Origin of the sequence: Polyangium mundeleinium (genome assembly GCF_028369105.1) — a bacterium.
Classification (GTDB): Bacteria; Myxococcota_A; Polyangia; order Polyangiales; family Polyangiaceae; genus Polyangium; species Polyangium mundeleinium.
Genome location: NZ_JAQNDO010000001.1, coordinates 12,556,994 through 12,577,126, shown reverse-complemented (window position 1 = coordinate 12,577,126; position 20,133 = coordinate 12,556,994). Strand labels below are relative to the sequence as shown.

12 protein-coding genes are annotated in these 20,133 nt (G+C 69.6%); 6 read left to right on the top strand and 6 right to left on the bottom strand.

All coding sequences use genetic code 11. The features are described 5' to 3' along the window. Nucleotides 1–23: 23 nt before the first annotated feature. Nucleotides 24–5,867 carry a type I polyketide synthase gene (locus POL67_RS49845; RefSeq protein WP_271929489.1) on the bottom strand — a complete coding sequence of 1,948 codons (5,844 nt, stop codon included), beginning with the start codon at nucleotides 5,865–5,867 and terminating at the stop codon, nucleotides 24–26. 193 nt (nucleotides 5,868–6,060) lie between these two features. Next, on the bottom strand, nucleotides 6,061–6,354 hold the full coding sequence (locus tag POL67_RS49840) for a hypothetical protein (RefSeq protein WP_271929487.1): 294 nt from the start codon (nucleotides 6,352–6,354) through the stop codon (nucleotides 6,061–6,063). A 626-nt stretch (nucleotides 6,355–6,980) separates the two neighbouring features. On the opposite strand from POL67_RS49840, the gene POL67_RS49835 reads away from it, so the two are divergent. Then, entirely contained in the window at nucleotides 6,981–7,430 is a 450-nt protein-coding gene (locus tag POL67_RS49835; protein WP_271929485.1) for a hypothetical protein, read from the top strand. Here the strand turns inward: POL67_RS49835 and POL67_RS49830 are convergent. After that, on the bottom strand, nucleotides 7,427–8,398 hold the full coding sequence (locus POL67_RS49830; RefSeq protein ID WP_271929483.1) for a terpene synthase family protein: 972 nt from the start codon (nucleotides 8,396–8,398) through the stop codon (nucleotides 7,427–7,429). The genes POL67_RS49835 and POL67_RS49830 overlap by 4 nt on opposite strands. Before the next feature lie 365 nt (nucleotides 8,399–8,763). Here POL67_RS49830 and POL67_RS49825 point away from each other — a divergent pair, with 365 nt between their 5' ends. Beyond that, nucleotides 8,764–9,903, top strand: coding sequence for a S8 family serine peptidase (locus POL67_RS49825; protein WP_271929481.1), 1,140 nt, complete (start codon nucleotides 8,764–8,766; stop codon nucleotides 9,901–9,903). Between the two features lie 3 nt (nucleotides 9,904–9,906). On the opposite strand, the gene POL67_RS49820 is transcribed toward POL67_RS49825, so the two are convergent. The 3 genes from POL67_RS49820 to POL67_RS49810 all read right to left on the bottom strand — a co-directional run bounded on the left by POL67_RS49820 (nucleotide 9,907) and on the right by POL67_RS49810 (nucleotide 13,763). Next, nucleotides 9,907–10,935, bottom strand: coding sequence for a sulfate ABC transporter substrate-binding protein (locus POL67_RS49820; RefSeq protein ID WP_271929478.1), 1,029 nt, complete (start codon nucleotides 10,933–10,935; stop codon nucleotides 9,907–9,909). Between the two features lie 3 nt (nucleotides 10,936–10,938). After that, on the bottom strand, nucleotides 10,939–12,429 hold the full coding sequence (locus POL67_RS54035; protein WP_271929476.1) for a Kelch repeat-containing protein: 1,491 nt from the start codon (nucleotides 12,427–12,429) through the stop codon (nucleotides 10,939–10,941). Between the two features lie 119 nt (nucleotides 12,430–12,548). Further along, nucleotides 12,549–13,763, bottom strand: coding sequence for an aminotransferase class I/II-fold pyridoxal phosphate-dependent enzyme (locus POL67_RS49810; RefSeq protein WP_271929474.1), 1,215 nt, complete (start codon nucleotides 13,761–13,763; stop codon nucleotides 12,549–12,551). Between the two features lie 131 nt (nucleotides 13,764–13,894). Between POL67_RS49810 and POL67_RS49805 the strand changes: the two genes are divergently transcribed. The 4 genes from POL67_RS49805 to polA are packed head-to-tail and all read left to right on the top strand — an operon-like array spanning nucleotide 13,895 to nucleotide 20,024. Beyond that, the gene (locus tag POL67_RS49805; RefSeq protein WP_271929472.1) at nucleotides 13,895–15,730 is read left to right on the top strand and encodes a S8 family peptidase; all 1,836 of its coding nucleotides are present in this window, start codon (nucleotides 13,895–13,897) and stop codon (nucleotides 15,728–15,730) included. A 44-nt stretch (nucleotides 15,731–15,774) separates the two neighbouring features. Further along, complete coding sequence (locus POL67_RS49800) at nucleotides 15,775–15,963, top strand: hypothetical protein (protein ID WP_271929470.1); 189 nt, start codon at nucleotides 15,775–15,777, stop codon at nucleotides 15,961–15,963. After that, nucleotides 15,960–17,276, top strand: coding sequence for a carboxypeptidase regulatory-like domain-containing protein (locus POL67_RS49795; protein WP_271929468.1), 1,317 nt, complete (start codon nucleotides 15,960–15,962; stop codon nucleotides 17,274–17,276). Before POL67_RS49800 ends, POL67_RS49795 begins: the two co-directional genes overlap by 4 nt. Before the next feature lie 51 nt (nucleotides 17,277–17,327). Further along, the gene (gene polA / locus POL67_RS49790; protein WP_271929465.1) at nucleotides 17,328–20,024 is read left to right on the top strand and encodes a DNA polymerase I; all 2,697 of its coding nucleotides are present in this window, start codon (nucleotides 17,328–17,330) and stop codon (nucleotides 20,022–20,024) included. Nucleotides 20,025–20,133: the final 109 nt, after the last annotated feature.

The window sequence follows — 20,133 nt, the reverse complement described above, 5'->3', positions numbered from 1 at the left end:
TTCACCGGGCGAGAGGGTGTGGTTCAGCCGACTTCGGGACCGTCGAGCACCTGGCGGAGCTGACGGGCGGTCTCTACGACGCACGGCGTGAGGAACATCGTGTAATGGTCGCCAGGGACGTCGAGGACACGCACCGGCTGTCGGCAGAGGGATTGCCAGCCATACGACGCCTCGTCCGCCGGGAGATCGGCGCGCGTCAGGTTGCGGATGCTTTGCTCGGCGCGCAGCAGCGTGACGGGTCCGTCGTACGGCGTGGGCGCGAACGTCGCGATCGCGCTCAAATGGGCGCGGTAGAGGCGCCGATGCCGCTCGGATTCCGCCACGTTCGAGGGCAAGATGATCCGCTCCCCCACGGCCGCGGCCATATGCGTGAGGAACTCGTCGCGCGAGAGGGAGCCTGCCTCGTTGGCGTCGAGCGACAGGTCAAAGAGCCGCGCCAGCTCGAAGAGCGAAGCAAGCCCGTCGTCCCGGCGGCGCGGCGCAGGCATATCCCCGAGCACGAGGATGTCGACGCGTTCGCCCGCGCGTGTCAGCACATGCGCCATCTCGAATGCAGCGAACGCGCCGAACGAATACCCGCCGAGCCGGTATGGGCCGCGAGGCTGGACCTTGCGTAGATCTTCGAGGTACCGGGCGGCGAGCACCTCGATCCGATCGCACGGAGGCTCGGCCGTATCGACGCCGGGTGCATTGAAGCCATAAAAGGGCTGATCAGGGCCGAGCTCTTTGGCGAGCGACTGGAAGACGAGCGCCGAGCCCGTGGACGGCGGGGCCATGAAAAACGGGGGCTTCGTCCCTTCGCGGGCGAGCTCGACGAGCAGCCCGCGGCGGCTCGCAGTCCTTGTCGCCGCCGCGTCGTCGCCAGGACGCAGGGCGCCGAGGATGCGCCTCGACAAACCCTCGATCGTGGTCCGCCCGAGGAGCGCGCTCGTCGGCAGGTGGACGCCGAAGGCAGCGCCGATGCCCGTGAGGAGCTGGACCCCCATGATGGAATCCATCCCGAGCGCCGGCAAATCCCGGTCCGCAGGCGGCAGCTCCGTCGGGCTCAGGTCGAGCACACGCGCGACCTCGCTCCGAACGATGTTCTCCACGAGCCACCGCGCCTTCCCGATTTCGGCGCCCGCGACCCGCCTTCGCAGCGTCGCCGTGCCCGCGCTCGCGCGGCGCGCCTCGCCCAAGGTTTGGAGCAGGGGACGGTCGGTGCGCGCGTGGTGCGATTGCTCGAACAGGTCCCAATCCGCCCACGCCACGATGGCCGAAGCGGGGGCCCCCGCCGCCAGGAGTTCGGCGGCCTGCAGGGCAAGGGAGGGAGGCATTCCGGGCAGGCCCGCCGCGAGGAGCGCGTCCTCGTAATCCGTTTGTCGGGTACGCGTCTCGTCGGGCAACGAAAGATGCACGATCGTCGCCGGCAGACCGAGCCGGCCGCGGAGCCGCGCGAGGGCGCTCCCATATTCGGCGGCCACCGCGTCCGCGCCGAGCCCCTCCCAGCCGAGCGCGGCCGGCGCTGGAGAGAAAACAATGAAACAGTCGAGCGGCAGGGTCGCCGTGAGCGCGTGGAGCGCGAAAAGCGCGCGCGATCTTTGCTGCAGCGCAACCCGCAGCGCGTCCAGGGCATCGCGGCTCGTCATTCGGTGGAGGCCAGCTTCGCGGGCGTGCGCTGCATGGACGACGCCGCCAAGGGGAAGGGGCGTGAGCGACATGGCCTCACGCATCACCCCCGCGCTTTCGACGTCTGCCCTGACAAACAGGACCTTGGCCCCGCGCGCTTCGAGCGTTTGTCGCAGGGCAGCGTGCTCCGGCCTGTCCTCAGCGGTGTCCGAATCTACGAGGAGCAACGACCGCGCGCCACGCGTGACGAGCCAGTCCGCGGCCTCGACGCCGAGTTTGGACGCTCCGCCTGTCACGAGATAGGTTCGATCCGAGCGGACCACGAGGGGCTCGTGCACGGGCGTGGCGGCGCGTACGAGCCGCGCGGCATGACGTTTGTCCCCTCGGAGCGCGATGTGATCCTCGGACCCAGCGCAAAGAAGCGCCTGGGCGAGCCGCGATGCGTCCTCGGGGCTCGGCGCGGGATCGAGGTCGATCATGCCGCCCCACATGTCCTCGCGTTCGAGCGACAGGACGCGCCCGAGGCCCCAGGATCCCGCCTGCGCGAAGCTGCCCGCCGCGTCCCCGGCGGCCTGCGCCCCGCGCGTGACGATAAAGAGGCGCGGGACCTGAACCTGCGCAGCGAGGACATCCACGATGGAGAGGAGCGCGCAAGGGCCTCGTCGCAGCGCATCGTCGAGCGACGCGACGGAGAGCGTGTCGTCCGGGGGGACGTCGAGCGCACCCAGGTAAATGACGCCGAAGAAGGGGCCGGACACCGCGAGCACCAGCGCGAGGTCATCGATACGCGTGTCGATGTCCTCGGCCGGCAGCGTGACCACGATGTCCCCGGCGGCATCGAGCCGTCGCGCGAGGGAAGCGCCCATGCCACCCGCGTCCGCAATGACGACCCACCGTCGCGTCGCCGGGGGCGGCGTGATGGGCGGGGGCATTTCGCGCCAAACGAGCTCGACGAAGGCGCCTTCGAGCGGCTCCTTCCCTGCGGCGCGAAGCGCGGCGGCCGGATCCTCCGCGCGGACGCTGATTCGCCGCGCCACGCCCGAGAGCTCGCCGCTTTCCCCGACGAGCTCCATGCTCAGCCGCGCCGCAAAGCCGTCGTTCGCCGTCCAATTGAGGCGCAGCCACGCGCGGCCTTCGAGCGACGTGGGCCGCACGTGGACGCCCTCGACGGCTTCGATCATCCATGCGCGACCATGCGCCGCGGGGTGCGTGATCGATGCAATCGCGGTCGCCGCGCGAAAGATCGATGGCGCCGTGCTGCCACGGGCGAGCGTCACGCGTGCCAATGTCTCGTGGCCGTTGCGCCAGAGCTGGTCGATACGAAAAGCCTCGGTATCGACGCCGAAGGCCTCGAATCGCCGCTCCCATAGCGCCGCGGGTACGCCCTGCCGTCGCCCGGGCCGCATGCTCGGCGGCGCGCTTTCGTCGTCGAGCTCGGGCGCGGGCGCGATGTGACCATTGGCGATGCGCCTCCAGGGGCTCCCCGCGCGTTCCCGGGAGAAAACGCTCATGGCAGCCTTGCCCGGGCCCTCGGGCGTGGCGATGACCTGGAGCATTCCCGGCTCGTGGTCGTGGAGCACGGGCGGGTCGGCGAGCGAGAGCTCGACCTCCCACGCGGCGTCCCCGAACAATTCGCGGGCCACCGCGCATCCGATCTCGACGAGCCCGCCGGCGGCGAGCCTCGTCGTCCCGGCGACGCGCTGCAAGCCAATGCTTCGCCGGCTTGGTTCGTCGAGGACGACCTGCCATGTGCGGGTCTCGGGCCGGTCCGCGCGTGGTTCGAGCGCACGGCCGAGGAGCGGATGGCCCTCTGTTGGCGCCTGCTGCGCTGCGATCGGCGCTGTCTTGCCAAACCAGTAACGTTGTCGCTGAAATGGATAGGTGGGCAGCGCGATCCGACGGTACGGGTGCGGCGCGTCGACGCTGTCGAAGCGGACGTCCAAACCGTCGACATAAAGGGCGGCGAGCGTTTCGAGGAGCACGCGAATGGGGGGACGCGAGGCCCACAGCGAGGGGAGGATCAGCGGCGACGAATTCTCCGCGGCAGGGCGCGCCGCGAGCACAGGCGCCGGGCCGATCTCGACGAAAGCGGTGGTTCCCTGCGACGCGAGCGTTTCTACGGACGGGCCGACGCGGACTGCTACGCGGATCTGCTGCTCCCAGTACGTCGCCGTCCCGAGCGAGCTTGTCGTGAACGCACCACCGAGGCTCAGCGCAAAAGTCCGCTTCGGAGCGGCCAGCTTGATCTTCGCGAGCGCTCGCGCCATCGCCTCGACGTCGCTGCATTCGCTCTCAAGGAGGCGCGCTCGCGCGACGGCGAGGCAGACCGCGTCGTCGAGGTCGAGCACGCCCGCGGCCCACGCCGCGACGCATTCGCCGGAGCCCTCGCCGAGGATCACCGAGGGCTCGATTCCCCACGCGTTCCACAGCTCGACGAGCGCATATTGCAGGACGAACAGCGCGAGCTCCGCGTCCACCACGGAGGCGGGCCCTCGCGCGGCGTCGTCGTGCAGGAGGCCGAGCACCCGGCGCCCGAGCTGCGCGTGCACGGCGTCGTCTGCGCGCTCCAGCGCGGCCCTCAGCGTCGGTGGCGTCCCGTCCCGCGCGCCGAGCGCGGAGGCCGCGTGCGCCGCGAGCCCGGTTAAGACGAACCCCACGCGTTTGCGCGCGGAGTACCCCTCCACGCGCCCATGCAGGTAGGCGCTCGGGGCGCCTTCAACGAAATCCGCGAGCTGCCCCGAGAGTTCGGCGACCGTGCCGACGACGGCCGCGAAGCGGTGCTCGAAATGTGACCGCCCGGCGCCGAGCGTGTGGCATACGTCGCCGAGCGCCTGGTCGGGATGGGCTCCGACGTGGTGAAGCATCTGCCGCGCCCGTTCCCGCAGCGCTTCCGGCGTCTTCGCGGAGAGGACGAAGAGGTGCAGCGGCCGCTCCGGCCGGTCTTCGGCGCGTCGTGCCGGGGGGGGCTCCTCGAGCACGGCGTGAGCGTTGGCTCCGCTGAGCCCTGTCGAGCTGACACCCGCGATTCGGGGCGTCGCGCCGCGCTTCCATCGGAGCTCCGACGTCGGCAGGACGAACGGCGTGTCTTCGAGCGACGCATTCGGATTCAAGCGCTCGAAGTGGAGGTTCATCGGGATCGTCTCGTGGTTCAGCACGAGCACGGCCTTGATGAGCGAGGCCATCCCGGACGCAGCCTCGGCGTGCCCGATGCGGGTCTTGATCGAGCCGAGTACGCATTTCGAGCCGTCGGAGCGCGGCTTCCCCAGCGCTTCGCGAAGCGCATCGAGCTCGACGGGGTCTCCGAGCGGGGAGCCATTGCTATGGACCTCGACGTATCCGACCCGCTCCGGCCCGACCCGGGCATCGTCGAGCGCGGCGCGGATGACGGCCGCCTGCATTTGCACGTTCGGCGCCGTCAGGCTCGTCGCGCGGCCATTCTGGTTCATCGCGGTGCCGCGGACGAGGGACCAGATCCGGCGCGCGTGGCGCTGCGCGTCGGCGAGGCGCTCGAGTACGACGACCCCCACACCCTCGGCGCGAACATATCCATTCGCACGCGCGTCGAACGTGCGACAACGCCCGTCCGGAGAGAGGATCTGGAGCGCCGCGAGCAGGTTCGACGTATTCGCGGAGAGCAGCAGGTTCACGCCGCCGACGAGGGCCATGTCGCATTCCCCGCGACGCAGGCTCTGGCAGGCCATGTGCAGGCCGACGAGCGCGGATGTGCAGGCTGCGTCGATGACGGTGGTGGGGCCCCGGAGCCCGAGCATGTGCGCAATGCGGCCTGCCGCGAAGGACCCGCCGATCCCTGTGGGGATGTGCGCGCGCGGCTCGGACCATTTCGAGGTGACGAGATCTGCGTAATCGTGCGTGGTCATTCCGACGAACACGCCCGTCTTGGTGCCGAGGAGACGCTCCGGAGGGATCCCGGCGTCTTCGAGGGCCTCCCAGGTCACTTCGAGCAAGAGGCGGTGCTGCGGATCCATGTCCGCGGCCTCGCTACGGCCAATGCCGAAGAATGCGGCGTCGAAATGGTCTACGTTGTCGAGGAGGCCGGCCCATTGGGCGGGCGATTGTGGGGAGACCGTCGAGGGATCCCAGCGGTCCGGCGGGACCTCGGTCACGGCGTCGACGCCGGCGCGCAGCATTTGCCACAGCGTCGAGGTCCCCTGGATGCCCCCGGGGAGACGGCAACCGATCCCGACGATCGCGAGCGGCTCGGTCTTGGCGCGCTCCGCCGCGAGGAGCTTCGCCTCCATCTTCTCGAGCGCTAGGAGGGCCCGCTCGAGCGTGGAACCACCTGTGGGCTGCCGGGTGGTCACGACGTCACGACGACGCGCAGCGCTTTGGGAAGATGGAGGGGCTCAACGCGGGTCGACGAATGCTTCATCGACCCTCGGATGCGGCCTGCACGGAGGCCGCGTGATGCGCGCTCGACCTGAGCGACGTGCCTCAGGGCTTCCCGCCCTGCTCGATGCCAAGCCTCACGGAATCCATGCAGATCTTGCAGTAGAAGTTCCGGAAGAACGTGGCGGCCTTTTCAGCGTTTTCTGCGCTCATGGCCGGGATGAGGACCGATTGCAGCAGCATTGCATTGATGACGACCTGACCTGCGAGCGCGCCGATCGGCTGGCCTCCGGCGAACATCGAGGGGAGCACGGTGTCCATGTACATCTCGCGCAGCTCGGTGCTCTGGCCGACGAGCGCCTCCTCGGCCATCGCGCGGACGCCGTCAAAGATCTGCATGACATCCTCCCGGGTGTACTTCACCGGAAGGTGCGGGTTGTCGGCGATCGCTCGGCATCGTGTCCGCGATGCGATCACGGTTTGCCTGCCACACGTCGAGGAACTCACGGGCCCACGCTTCCATGAAGCCCTGGTACCATGGCACTTGTCTGTCCACAAGAGGCAGCAGGGGCGGCGCCTGTGCGTCCGCGCGTGCCGTGACGGAACAGATCCCCGTCGCCGCTCGACCCTGCAGACGCGGAGCTGTATTGCAGCGCAGGTGGACGGTACGTCGTCTCACCGACGTCGCGGTTTGCATTAGGAGGTGCGTGGGCAAAGTTTCCGCTTGACGCGCACATCAAGTCGTGGGGTGGATCGCAAGGCGCGGTTGCTGATGGATTGCGAGGCGCGGGGCGCGAGGCATGCGCCGCGGGCCTGACGCGGCCAATTCCTCTGACAAACGCTTTTCTCGTGCAACGCTCTCGCCGTCGCGAAGAACGCGAGAGAGCAGACGTGACCGCGACCGATCGCACCATCCCGCACATTTGTGTCTCATGTGAGATGGATCGCGTTGGCTGTTCCAGATGCCCCGCTGCCGCCGGCGAACGCCGTATTACCCTGCGCGGACGTTGTGGTAGCATGCCACCATGCTCACCGAAGGCGATCGCCTGCAGCTCGCTCGGTTCATCCAAGCGAACGTCGAGAAGTACACGGACGCGCTCGTCCGTGCCGTCGAGCTCACCCAGGCGAAGGATTACCAGCGGCAGGATCTGCGGCAGATCATCGCTGGGTACGTCGCGATCATGTCCGAGGCCCTGGTCGAGAAGAGCAACGAGAAGCGAACGTTCTACCTCGAGACGGTCATCCCCGGCCTCGTCACGAACGGAGAGGCGCTGCCCAAGCTTCTTTACGGCGCCGCGAGCGTCAGCCTGATCATCTCGATGGATGTGATGCACGGATTCCCCTCCGCCTCGCCGAGCGACATTTCCGACTGGGTTGCCGATTATTTTGCGTCGTTCTTGCGCGACATGATGGGCTCCGCCCTCACGACCGCGATGCAAACCCCGGCGATCCTCGCGCAGATGGCGAGCAGCTAGCCCGACGATCCTTCGTCTCGCGAGACGGCGACCTTGGGCGGCAAGGTGGGAGATACTTGATACCGCCCGTTTTCGTAGGCCCAATCGAGATGGCCACGCAGCAGATGCCCGAGCGCGGTGACGAAGCGGCGCGTGCCCTCGTCCGGCTCGTCGTGGCGTAGACGCTCCGCGAGCTGGAACCATTGGCGCATGCGCTCGTTGTGCATGCCGACCACCAGCTCCTCGGCTTGCGCGGCGCCGATTTCTTTCTCCCGCATGAGCACGAGGACGAGGTTGTGGTAATCGCCCTCGTCGAGCTCCCGCGCATACGTGAACAGGTCGTTCGCCATTCCCACGAGCGAGCAAGCCTGGCCTTCGAGCCGCGCGACGTCCGGCCGCATTCGGGCCGCCGACCCCGCGGGCCGCGCACGGTCCGCGTCGGCGAGCTCGATCAGCGGAGAAAGGCCAATCGTGGTCTTTCGCGCCTCCAAATAAAGCTCCGTGTGCGGGACGAACCGGTTTTTTCGATTGATCGCCTCCCACGCAAAACCGGCGAACAGATCCGCCACCTTGTCGACGAAACGTGCGAACCAGGCCTCCGAGAACATGCGCGTCATCCGGAGCCGAAGATCCTCGAACGCGCTCCCCATCGGGATATCGCTTTGCGGCGTTTCGGTTCCACGCAGGACGTTCACCTGCCGACCCAGCAATAGCGCGGTATCGATCGGGTGCACCTCCGGCCGCTCGCTCAGGTCGTCCGTCAGGAAAAACAGCACGAGCCAATCCGTCGCGATTCGTAGGGCATCGGCGCTCGCGTCAGGGAAGAATCGCGCGCCGAGCGTTCCGAGCTGAATTTTTGCGAGCCGCGTGTAGAGGGCTTCCGTTGGAAGAAGCTCGTGGTGCCGCGCCCATCCGAGGCTCGCGGCCTGCGCCTCGGCACCGTTGGGATTGAGCGCCGAAGGTAGCGGACAATATAAGGCAGAACTCATGAGAGTCATGAGGCCCTCCTGGCGCGTGGGCGTTATGCCAATGATTCCAGCATCGAGTAGACCCGAGAAAAACCTCGAAGTCAAGGGTGTGACGCGGTACGGAAGCTCAGCACGGCGCCGCGCGTATCTTGGGGCTCGTACGCAAGCAAAAATTGGACGAGCCAGAATTTCAAAGGGAAAGCTTCATTTAACTGAAATGGCGGGCTCTCCATTGGCACCATTGCAACCACGTCGTGGAGGCCTGCGCTTCGCGCGTTTCGGTTCGTGGCCGCACCTCGACGGCGGGCACACCACGCGCGAGACGTCCGTGATCCCACGCCATCCATTGCCCTCCCCCCTCGTTCGGTGTCACAACCACGCCCCCGATGGCCCGCCCCCAGCTCCTCTCCATCCCCGAGCGCCTCGACGCCAACCCCCGCTTCACCGGCCGCGGCATCGTCATCGCCCTCGTCGACAGCGGCTTCTATCCGCACCCCGACCTCATGCGTCCGAAGCGCCGCATCAAGGCGTACGCCGACGCGACGCGTGACGAGGCCGTCGCCGACGACTTCTTCACCCCGCGCGCCGCGTCGTGGCACGGCACCATGACCGCCTGTACCGCCGCAGGGAACGGCTACGTTTCGGGCGGCCGGTACCGCGGGCTCGCCTCGGAAGCCGAGGTCGTGCTCGTCAAGGCGATGAGCAGCGAGGGCAAGATCACGGGCAAGAACGTCGCGCACGCGATCCGTCTCCCCCTGCGTTACCCGCACCTCGGCATCCGCGTGCTCAACGTGTCGCTCGCCGCGCCGTCGAGTGATCCCGACCTCGCCGAGGTCGAGGCCGCCGTCGCCGAGGTCGTCGCCGCGGGGATCACGGTCTTCGCCGCCGCAGGCAACACGCCCGGCAGGCCCTCGCGTCCGCCCGCGTCCGCGCCCGAGGCGATCACCGTCGGCGGCCTCGACGACAAGGGCGAGCGCGAAGGCGACGCGTCCCTCTGGCCGTCGAGCTACGGCACGATCCGCGAGGGGCTCGACAAGCCGGACCTCGTGGCCCCCGCGATCTGGGTGCCCGCGCCGATGCTGCCCGGCACGCTCGTCGCACGGGAAGCGGTCGCGCTCTTCCAGCTCCTCTCGGTGCTCGAAGAGCTCTCCGTCGAGCAGGGGTTCTCCGAGCAGAAGCAACGCGCGGGCCACGACGAGCGCAGCAGCGTGAACGGGCTCATCGACGCGGTCAGCGCGCGGATCAACCGGCAGAAGTACATCGGCGTCGACTACCAGCACGTCGACGGGACGTCGTTCGCCGCGCCAATCGCCGCGAGCGTGGCGGCGCAGATGCTCGAAGCGAACCCGCAACTCACGCCCGCGCAGATCCGCGAGGGCCTGCTCGCGACGGCGGCGCCCATGCCGCAGTACCCGAAGATCCAGCAAGGCGCGGGGTTCATCCGGCCGCGTCAGGCCGTGATGTGGGCGCAGCAGAAGAAGCAGGACAAGTCCGTCGCCGTGGTGGAAGAAGGCGCGCTCGAATAACGCTCAAGGCGTCGCGTACACGGTCTCCCAGGTGCGCGGAAAGACGCCTTCCTTGCCGAAGAGCTTGGGCACGACCTCGTCCCAGCCGCCGAGCGCGTCGATGCGCACAGGCGCTTGGACCTCGGGGAACGCGTCGGCGTGCGCGGCGCGTACCTCGGGGTCGTCGCTGCGGAAGCCGTACTTCGCGAGGATGTGCTGCGCCTCGTTGGAGCTCAAATAGTCGACGAAGGCCTCGGCCTCGGGCAGGAGGGCGTGCTTCGTGGCGTTCACGTCGACGACGGCGGCCATGACCTCGACGACCATCGTCGACGCGGGGATCACCATGTCGTAGCTGCGGCCCGCGGCGCGGCCCGCGAAGACCTCGCTCTCGTAGGTGACGGCCACGTCGCCGACGCCCTTCTCGAACGTGATGAGGCTCTCGCGCGCCCCCTTGTCCATGATGGCGACGTTCTTCAGGACGTCGCGGAGATATCCCTGCGCGGCGCCCTCGTTGTTCGCGGCGACGCCCGCATGGCCGCGGAGCGCCGAGACCCAGAGCGCGCTGACGTTCCACATCGCGCCGCCGCTCGTCTTCGGGTTCGGCATGAGCACGTCGAGGCTTGGGCGCGCGAGGTCGGAAAAGCCCGTGACGCCCTTCGGATTGCCCTGACGCACCGCGAGGGCCACGACCGAGGTGGTGAAAGAGCCGCGCCGGCCCCGCCTGCGCCAGTCGTGCGTGATGAGCTTTTCCTTCTCCAGGCGCGTGACGTCGGGGGCAAGCGCGAGCACGACGACGTCGGCGGGGAAGCCGGAGGCGACGGCGCGAGACTGCGCGCCGCTCGCGAGGTACGAGGCGCGCACGCGGATGCGCTTGCCGGTGCGAGCCTCGTGCTGCGCTTGAAAGGCAGGGAGGATGCCGCGTTCGAAGGCGTCACGAGGCGCCGAGTACGAGGCGAGGACGAGCGTGACGTCCGCGTCGGGTTCGCGTCGCTCGTTTGCGCACGACGCGAGCCCGAGGAAAGCGAGCGCGAGGGCGAAGCGCGCCCAGCTCATCAATCAGGGGAGGAGCGACGGATCGAGGATGCCGCCGGTGTTCGTGACGCCGCCGCCGGGCGTGACGCCGCCCCAGACGACCATCTTGCTGCCCGTGCTGATGGCCGTGTGATGCGCGCGGCCGAGGGGCGCCGTCGGGATGGGCTTCGCGCTCCAGGTGTTCGTCGCCGGGTTGTAGAGTGAGCCCGTGTTGAGGTAGCTGCCGTCGACGTTCTGGCCGCCCCACACGATGAGACGCGGCGCGATCCACACGGCCGTGTGGAACTGCCGCAGCTCGGGCGCGGCCTCCGTCGTCATGAAGCTCCACTCGATCTTCGGCTTGTACCGTGCGCCGATCGACGCCGGCCCGAGCAGATCGTAGCCGCCCCAAACGATCATCTCGGTGCCCGTCCACTCGGCCGCATGACGCGCGCGCGCCGGCGGCTGGCCGTCCTTGACCGCGCTCCAGACGCCCGTGCCCGGATCGAACTCGGCCCCGTCGCCGAGGTAGGTGACCTCGACGCCGTTGAAGCCGTAGCCGCCGAACACGATCATGTCCGAGCCGGTCCACACGGCCGAGTGATCCGAGCGCGGGCTCGGCGGCGTGCCGCCCCCGGGGATCGCGTCCCAGCGGTCCTCGGTCACGTCGTACGCGCCGCCGTCGCCGAGGTAGTTCGTCCCGTCAAACCCGCCCCACACGATGACCTTCGAGCCGGTCCACACCATCGTGTGGCCGGAGCGCGGCGAGGGCGCGCCGGCCGTGGTCATCGTCGACCACGTGTTCGAGATCGGGTTGAACACGCCGCCCGTTTTGACCGGGGTGCCGTTCTCGCCGCCCCAGGCGACCATGTGCGTGCCGGTCCAGACGGCGCGGGCGCGCGATCGCGGCGCCGGGACGTTCGCCGTGCTCGTCGGCGTCCACGTGCCCGTGTCGAGGTCGAGCATGCCGCCCGTGTTCGTGTTGCCGCTGGGGGTGTTGCCGCTCCAGACGATCATCGTCGCGCCGGTCCACACGCCGACGTGATGGGAGCGCGCGGCGGGCGCGTCCTGCGTCGGCGTCGGCTCCCAGGCGTCCGCGCACTTGCCCTCGGTGCACGCGCCGAAGCACGCGTGGCCGCACTTGCCGCAGTCCTGGCTGCTCGTCTGCCGATCGACGCAACGGGCGGGAGCGCCGCAGAACGATTCCCCCTCGCCCGGACAGACGCACGCGCCCTCGGAGCAGATCGTGCCCGGCCGGAACGAGCAGTCCACGATCTCCAGGCACTCGACGCACGTCGACTTCTTCGTGTCGCAGACCGCGGTGGGCGCGGGGCAATCGGAGTTCGAGATGCAGCTCGTCGGAGCGCCGCCTTCGCCGCCGCCGCCCGGTCCTCCTCCGCCGGGGCCCGCGCCGCCCGAGGCGCCGGTCGGGTCCCCGGTTCCCAGGGTCAACGCATCCGGGCATCCCCCGAGCAGCATCACGAGCGCTGCCGAGACGGACACCCACGAGCCCCCACGGCCTTTGGCGAGTAGCACCCATCTCGAACCTTCCCATTCTCACGGCCTCCAAGGCGCGCGCCGCGCGCGCGGCGATGGATTCGAGACGTTACCAGAACGCTCGATTTTCGTCGCGGTCGTCCGGCCGGCCCGACGGATCAGGGGTTCGTCGCCCGCCGGAGCCCGTCGACGAGCCGCTCGATGTCTCGCTCGGGGACCGAGCAAAGGCCAACGCGGAGCGCGCCCTGGACCGGCACCACGAAGATGCCGTCCTCGCGCAGACGCGCGGCGGCACGCGGCGCATCCTCGCAAAACACCGTGGTGAAGAAGCCGCCGTCGTAACGCGGATAGCCGAGGCCCGCGGCGGTCGCGAGGGCGTTCCAGCGCTCGACGCGGCGGTCGAGGAGGTCCTTCCACGCGGCGCGTTCCTGATCGACGCGGGCGCGGAGATCGGGATCGGCGAGGACCCGGGCGATGGCGTTCATGCCGGCCGCGTTGCAGTTCGACCACGTGCCGCGGCTCGCGTACGTGAGCGCATTCTGGACGCGCGCGCGCTCGCCGGCGTCGGGACAGAGCGCGACGAGCGCGCCGACGCGCAGACCGTACTGCGTGAACGATTTCGACGCGGACCAGGCGAAGAGGACCATGGCCTTCTCCGCGAGGCGCAGCGCCGGCGCGAACGTCTCGCCGAGCTTCTCCTTCGCGTAACGACCGTAGGCGACGTCGAGCAGCACGGTGATGGGCCCGCGCCCGGCGGCGCGCCCGACGACGTCGACGATGCCGTTCCAGTCTTTTTCGTCGAGCGAATACCCCGTGGGGTTGTGGCAAGGCGTGTTCAGGAAGACGAGCGCGCGGCCCTGTGCGTCGAGGACGCCGGCGAGCTTGCGCTCGAAGTCGGCGACGTCGAGGCGGCCCTTGTCGTCGAACATGCGGAACGTGGCGAGGGTGCGATCCGCCTCGTCCGCGAGGGTCTTGTACGGGCTCCAGTAAAAGCCCGTCGTGAGCAGCATTTGCTGCGGTTCGAGGAACGTGGTGATCGCGTGGCGCAGCGCGCCGGAGCCGCCGGGCGTGGCGACAGCGGTCGCGAGGGAGGCCTCGGGGCGGCCGGCGAGGAGGTCGTCGATCACGCCCTGCAAGAAGGCCGGCGGGCCAGCGATCGGCGCGTACGCAGCGCCGACCTCGGGCGGAACCGAGCGCAGCGCCTCGACCACGGCGCCGATCACCGCGAGCTTGCCGTCGTCGTCGAGCAGCGCGCCGACGGTCGCGTTGATGACCGGCTCACCGGACTTCTTTCTCGCCTGCGCTTCCGCATTCAGCGCGAAGATGGGATCGTCGGCGGGGCGCGCGGTTCGCGAGGGAATCAAGAACTCCATGGAAGCGGCCGCTACCACGACTTCGGTAGGGCTGCCAAGCCGCGACACGCGCCGCGATGCGTCCAAGGTCGTCCCGCTCGCCGGCTCGATGCGCACGGGACCCGGCTTCTGCGCTGCGCTAGGATAACGTCATGCGAACGCCTGCCGCTCTCCCGACCGCGCTCGTCGCGACCGCGCTCGTCGCTGCCGTAAGCGCCGCGAGCGCCCAAGGTACCGAGCGCTCGCTCGTGGATCCTTCGCGAGCGAGTGGCGCCCCTTCGACGTACGCTGATCGGCTCGGTCCGCTCTACGAGCCCGTCGCCATCGCGACGGAAGGGTTCCTGTCGACGCCTTCCGATCTCGGCGAGACGAGCTGGGACGTGCAGGGGCAGATCGTGGTGGACGCTCGGGACGACCTCGACGCGCCCTCGCTGCTCTCGCTCGCCGCGGACTTCGGGCTCTCGTTCACGCCGACGCAGCTCGAACCAACAACGAAGATCCAGATCGCGACGGTGACCACAGGCGACATGGCGAACGTGCTGGACCGGCTCTCGCGCGATCCGCGTGTGGAGTTCGCCGAGCCGCTCGCACGCGTGCGTGCGTCGTTCGTCCCGAACGACCCGCTCGCAGGCGAGCAGTGGCACATGGAGCGCATCGGCGCGCAGCGGGCGTGGGATTTTTCGGTCGGCCGCGGCGTTACCGTCGCCGTCGTCGACACGGGCATCGCCTGCGAGGACCACGGCCCGTTCATGAAGGGCACCGACCTCGCCGCGACCGAGTGCGTCGAGGGCTGGAACTTCGTGACGGGCAACGAACACGCGAACGACGATCAGGGCCACGGCACGCACGTGGCTGGCACGATCGCGCAGTCGACGAACAACGGGATCGGCGCGTCGGGCGTGGCGTTCGGCGCGCGGCTCATGCCCGTGAAGGTGCTGAACGAGAACGGCTGGGGCACGACGGCGGACGTGGCCGACGGCATCCGCTGGGCGGCCGATCACGGCGCGCACGTGATCAACCTGAGCCTCGGCGGCCCGCGCAACGCGAAGGTGCTGCAGAAGGCGATCGACCACGCGACGAGCATGGGCGCGGTGGTCGTCGCGGCCGCGGGCAACACCGGCGGCAGCGTGCAGTTCCCCGGCGCGTCCGACGGCGTCATCGGCGTGAGCGCGACCGATCCGAGCGACAAACTCGCGTCGTTCTCGTCGCGCGGCGAGGGCGTGGACCTCGCCGCGCCGGGCGTGAAGGTCGTGCAGCAGACGGTGTGCAACAAGGGCCGCAACAAGTGCGAGCAGTTCCCCGGCTGGAACGGCACGTCGATGGCCTCGCCCCACGTCGCCGGCGCAGCCGCGCTCGTGATGGGCCTCGGCGTGACCGATCCGGCCGCGGTCGAGGACGCGCTGCGGAAGAGCGCGCGCGTGGTCGACAACTCCGACGGCGGAAAGCGCCTCTACGGCGCGGGCGTGCTCGACGCGGCCGAGGCGGCCGTGTCCGTGACGAAGCAACATGCGTTCACGCGCCTCGTCGCGCTCGTGCTCATGACGGCCTTCGTCGCGCGCGCGGCGCGCAAGAAGAACAAGGACGCGAAGAGCCCGCTGCGCCTCGACTTCCTCCTGCCTGCGCTCGCCGCGGGCCCGGGCCTGCTCTTCTTCGCGCCGTGGCTCCTGCCGCGCGCGGACTTCTGGGTCGACGTCGCTGCGCGCCCGATCGCGGACCTCGATCTGCTCGTCGGCGTCTCGCTCCATCGCTTCCTGCCGCTCGCGAACGCGCTCGTCCCCTTCGCGCTCACGGCGGTGGGCTTCGGCATCAAGCGCCTGCGCCCGGCGATCGCGGGGTTCTCCGTGGGCACGGGGGCGTACCTGCTCTCGCTCGTCGCGCTCGGCGACGCGGGCGGGCCCTTCGGCCGCGTGGCGCTCGTCGCGTGGTGTGTCCTGAACGCGGCGATCTGCGCCTGGATCGCGCGTACGAACCTCGCCGAAACGCGCTAGCGTCCCCGCCGGCCGGGCTCCCTCGGCTCGGTTATAGTCCGCGCATGCGTTCGCGATCCCTCCTCGTCCTCTGCGTCCTCTCGCTCTTCGGCTGCGGCGGCTCTTCCAGTGAGACGCCGTGGCCCGCGGAGCCCGAAGGGCCTGCGCTCGGTCCCGCCGGCGAGACGTCGCCCGGCGAGCTCGACGACATCCGCAGCGCCTCGCCCGACGCCGGGCCGGGCGTCGAGCCGTGACCGAGCCCCGGCGCGCCTGGTCGTTCGCGCTCGCGACCTTCGTCGCGCTGCTGGTCGTGCCGCTCCTCGTGTGGCTCGTGCTGCCGAGCCCCGGCGCGCCGCCCGCGAGACCGCCGCGCCCGCGCGCCACCGCTGCGACCCTCGCGCCGACCGTGGAGACGACGGAGGCGAGTGCGCCGCCACGCGCGCCGTCGAAGCCTGCGATCGCCAAGCAGGACGAGCCGCCGGCCGACGACGACGTGACCGGGACCGTGCTCGACGCGGAGGGACAACCCGTCCCGCGCGCGGCCGTCGGCTGCGACGATCGAAGCGCGCAGCTCACGACGACGACCGACATGGAAGGTCATTTCCGGCTGCCTGCGGAGGCCGCGGGGTGCATGGTCGTCGCGCATCACTCGCAGCATCCGTCGTCCGAGCGCGTCCGTGTCGAGGCGGGCAAGGACAACATCGTGAAGCTCGGCCAGGGCGGCGCGATCGAGGGCGTGGTCGTCGATGAGCAAGGCGCGGCGGTGACTTCGTATCGCCTCACGATCGAGCTCTTCTTGCCGAACACCGAGGGCGTCGACATCGGCGTGCGAGGCCGGCCGAAGAAGGTGGAGGATCCGGCAGGCGCGTTTCGTTTGGAAAAACTGCCGCCGGGGAAGTACGTGCTCGGCGCGAGCGCGGAGGGGCATCCGCCGGGCAAGAGCGAGACCGTAGAGGTCGAGGTTGGTCAAACGGCGCGCAACGTGCGGATCGCGCTGCCGCGCACGGCCACGCTCTCGGGCACGGTGCGCGACGAGGAGACACGGAGCCCCATCGCGGGGGCGACGGTGCGGCTCGACGGGGTGGCGGGCGGCGGAGGCTTCGACATCGCGACGCCCGTCACGACGGACGCGGAGGGCGCGTTCTCGCTCGTGGGTGTGCCGCCGGGGCCGTTCTCGGTGCGCGTGGAGCGCGACGGCTACAAGAGCCGGATCGTGCCGGGTTTGACCACGCGCGGCGCATCGGTCATCCGCGAGGACATCACGCTCCGATCGCGCGGCGACGGCGGCAGCGAGAGCGAGTTCGAGGGCATCGGCGCGATCCTCGTGCCCACGCCGACCGGGATCGTGATCTCGTCGCTCGTCGAGAACGGGCCGGGCACGAGAGCAGGGCTTCGGCGCGGGGATCGACTCCTGCGCATCGACGGTGTGTCGGCCCTGGAGATGACGCTCCCCGATGCGATCCAGAGGCTCCGCGGGCCCTCCGGATCACGCGTCACGGTGTCGGTCGCGCGCGAGGGCGAGGGCAACGCTGATGTGACGGTGACGCGCGAGCGCATCGAGCGGTAGCGCTCGGCTGCTCGACCAATCCGCCTCGCGGCCGTGCTACATGCTCGCCCCATGGTCACCCGCAAGGCCGAGCTGCCGCCGCCGGGCGCGTCCGATGTCCTCTACATCATCGACCTGTCGGGGTACGTCTTCCGCGCGTATCACGCGATCCAGACGCCCCTGACGAGCCCCACGGGCGAGCCCACGCATGCCACCTACGGCACCGTGAGCATGTTGTCGAAGCTCGTCGACGAGCGCAAACCGGCGTTCCTCGCGGTCGCGATGGACTCGCCCGGGCGCACGTTCCGCGACGATCTCGACGAGAACTACAAGGCGCATCGCCCCCCGGCGCCGCCCGACCTTCACGTGCAGATGGCGCGCTGCAAGGAGATCGTCGAGGCGTACCGCATCCCGATCTACATCGCCGAAGGCCTCGAGGCCGACGATCTGCTCGCGGTCGCGGTCGCGCGCGCGAAGGAACGGGGCCTGCGGGTCGTGATCGTGAGCAGCGACAAGGACCTGATGCAGCTCGTCGACGCGGACCGCGTGGTGCTCTGGGACGGCCGCGACAAGGTCTACGGCCCGACCGAGGTCGAGGAGAAGTTCGGCGTGCCGCCCACGCAGCTCCGCGACCTGCTCGCGCTTGTGGGCGACACGAGCGACAACGTGCCCGGCGTGCCCGGCGTCGGCGTGAAGACCGCCGCGGACCTTTTGAAGGAGTTCGCCACGCTCGACGGGATCTATGCGGGTCTCGACCGCGTCAAGCGCCAGAAGATCCGCGACAACCTGCGCGAGCACGAGGCGGACGCGCGTCTGTCGCAGAAGCTCGTCAGCTTGCATATGGAGGCGCCGGTCGACTTCGACTTCGAGGCGCTCCGGTACGGCGGCGCGGACGTCGCGCGGCTCCGAGCTCTCTTCACGGAGCTCGGCTTTACGCGCTTCATCAAGGCCGTGCCCGCCGCGGCGCCCGTGGGCGGCAGCAGGCGCGCGATCGCCACGCGCGACGAGCTCGCTGCGTTCGCCGCAGAGGTGCAGAAGGCCGGCAAGCTCGCGATCGAGGTCCACGCGACCTCACGCGAGGCCATGCGCGCGCACGTCTGCGGCCTCGCGCTCGCCTACGAGCGTGGCCAGAGCATCTACGTGCCGATCGGCCACCGCTACCTCGGCGTGCCCGCGCAGCTCGGCATGGCCGACGTCGCCGCGGTGCTCGGACCGATCCTGAGCGACCCTGCGATCACGAAGCTCGGCCACGATCTGAAGTTCGTCGACGTCCTTTTGCGCCGCCAAGGCCTCTCGCTCCGCGGCGTCACGTTCGACACGATGCTCGCGAGTTACTTGCTCGACTCGGAAGCGTCGCACGAGCTCGGCGACGTGGCCGAGCGCGACGCGGGCGTGAAGATGCAGCCGTTCGAGGAGCTCGCGCCGAAGAAGCGCGGGCAAGCGCAGCGCGCGCTCGACGACGTCGAGATCGAGCAGGCGACGGGGTACGCCGCGGCTTTCCCGGAGGTCGTTCTCACACTCGCCGAGCAGCAGACGCCGCGCCTCGAAGCCGCGCACCTCGGCGACCTCTTCACGAAGATCGAGCTGCCCCTCGCGTCGGTGCTCGCGCAGATGGAGTACACGGGCGTGCTCGTCGATCCGAAGGCGCTCGCTTCGCTCGGCGAGGAGATGGCGAAAGAGCTCGCGGTCCTCGAAAAACGCGCGCACGACGCCGCCGGCAAGGAGTGGAACCTCGCGTCGCCGCGGCAGCTCGAGACGATCCTCTTCGACGAGCTGAAACTCCGCAGCCTGCGCAAGACGAAGACCGGCCGCTCGACGGACGCGGACGTGCTCGAGCAGCTCTCCGAGGATCACCCGCTGCCGGGCATCGTGCTTGAACATCGCGCGATCGCGAAGCTCAAGGGCACGTACGTCGACGCGCTGCCGAAGCTCGTGCACCCGGAGACCGGGCGCATCCATACGCGCTGGAGCCAGGCGGTCGCGGCCACGGGCCGCCTCTCGTCGCAGGATCCGAACCTGCAGAACATCCCGATCCGGACCGAGCTCGGCCGCCTCATCCGGCGCGCGTTCGTTGCGCCGCCGGGGTTCGTCGTGCTCTCCGCCGACTACTCGCAGATCGAGCTACGCGTGCTCGCGCATCTGTCGAAGGATCCGGTGCTCGTCGACGCCTTCCGCACGGGGCAGGACGTGCACACGCGCACGGCGATGGAGATCTTCGGCGTCGAGGCCGCGGAGGTGACGGTCGAAATGCGTCGGCGCAGCAAGACCATCAACTTCGGCGTGATCTACGGCATGGGCGAGGCCGCGCTCGCGAGGAGGCTCGACATCCCGCGTGTCGAGGCCGCGCGCTTCATCAACGCGTACTTCCAGCGCTACCGCGGCGTGCACGAGTTCATGGAGCGCACGATGACGGAGGCGCGGCATACGCAGGTCGTGCAGACGATGCTCGGTCGTCGACGCATGGTCCCGGACGTACACAGCTCCGATCGCGGTCGCCGCGCGTACGCCGAGCGGATCGCGCAGAACACGCCGATCCAGGGTTCGAGCGCGGATCTCTTGAAGCTCGCGATGGTTCGTCTCGGCGAACCCGTCGTGCCGGGCGCGCGCATGGTGCTGACGGTGCACGACGAGCTCACGTTTGAGGTGCCGGCGGAGCGCGTGGAGGAGGCGAAGGCGAAGGTGCGCGAGGTGATGGAGACGGTGTTCCCGCTCGATGTGCCGCTCGTGGTGGACGCAGGCGCGGGGCCGACCTGGGCCGACGCGCATTAACGAAGCCCCTCACCCCCGACCCCGCGCTCATCGTTTGGGGGCGATGCTCGGACAAGCCGAGCTACGCCCCTAAAATCCCCTGCTGGGAGAGGGAAGGGGAGCCGGATTC

Excerpts from the sequence above, each read along its gene's own strand:
- POL67_RS49845 (WP_271929489.1), bottom strand. The coding sequence starts at position 5,867 with ATGGAGGCGAAGCTCCTCGCGGCGGAGCGCGCCAAGACCGAGCCGCTC.
- POL67_RS49840 (WP_271929487.1), bottom strand. The coding sequence starts at position 6,354 with ATGCAGATCTTTGACGGCGTCCGCGCGATGGCCGAGGAGGCGCTCGTC.
- POL67_RS49835 (WP_271929485.1), top strand. The coding sequence starts at position 6,981 with ATGCTCACCGAAGGCGATCGCCTGCAGCTCGCTCGGTTCATCCAAGCG.
- POL67_RS49830 (WP_271929483.1), bottom strand. The coding sequence starts at position 8,398 with ATGAGTTCTGCCTTATATTGTCCGCTACCTTCGGCGCTCAATCCCAAC.
- POL67_RS49825 (WP_271929481.1), top strand. The coding sequence starts at position 8,764 with ATGGCCCGCCCCCAGCTCCTCTCCATCCCCGAGCGCCTCGACGCCAAC.
- POL67_RS49820 (WP_271929478.1), bottom strand. The coding sequence starts at position 10,935 with ATGAGCTGGGCGCGCTTCGCCCTCGCGCTCGCTTTCCTCGGGCTCGCG.
- POL67_RS49810 (WP_271929474.1), bottom strand. The coding sequence starts at position 13,763 with ATGGAGTTCTTGATTCCCTCGCGAACCGCGCGCCCCGCCGACGATCCC.
- POL67_RS49805 (WP_271929472.1), top strand. The coding sequence starts at position 13,895 with ATGCGAACGCCTGCCGCTCTCCCGACCGCGCTCGTCGCGACCGCGCTC.
- POL67_RS49800 (WP_271929470.1), top strand. The coding sequence starts at position 15,775 with ATGCGTTCGCGATCCCTCCTCGTCCTCTGCGTCCTCTCGCTCTTCGGC.
- polA (WP_271929465.1), top strand. The coding sequence starts at position 17,328 with ATGGTCACCCGCAAGGCCGAGCTGCCGCCGCCGGGCGCGTCCGATGTC.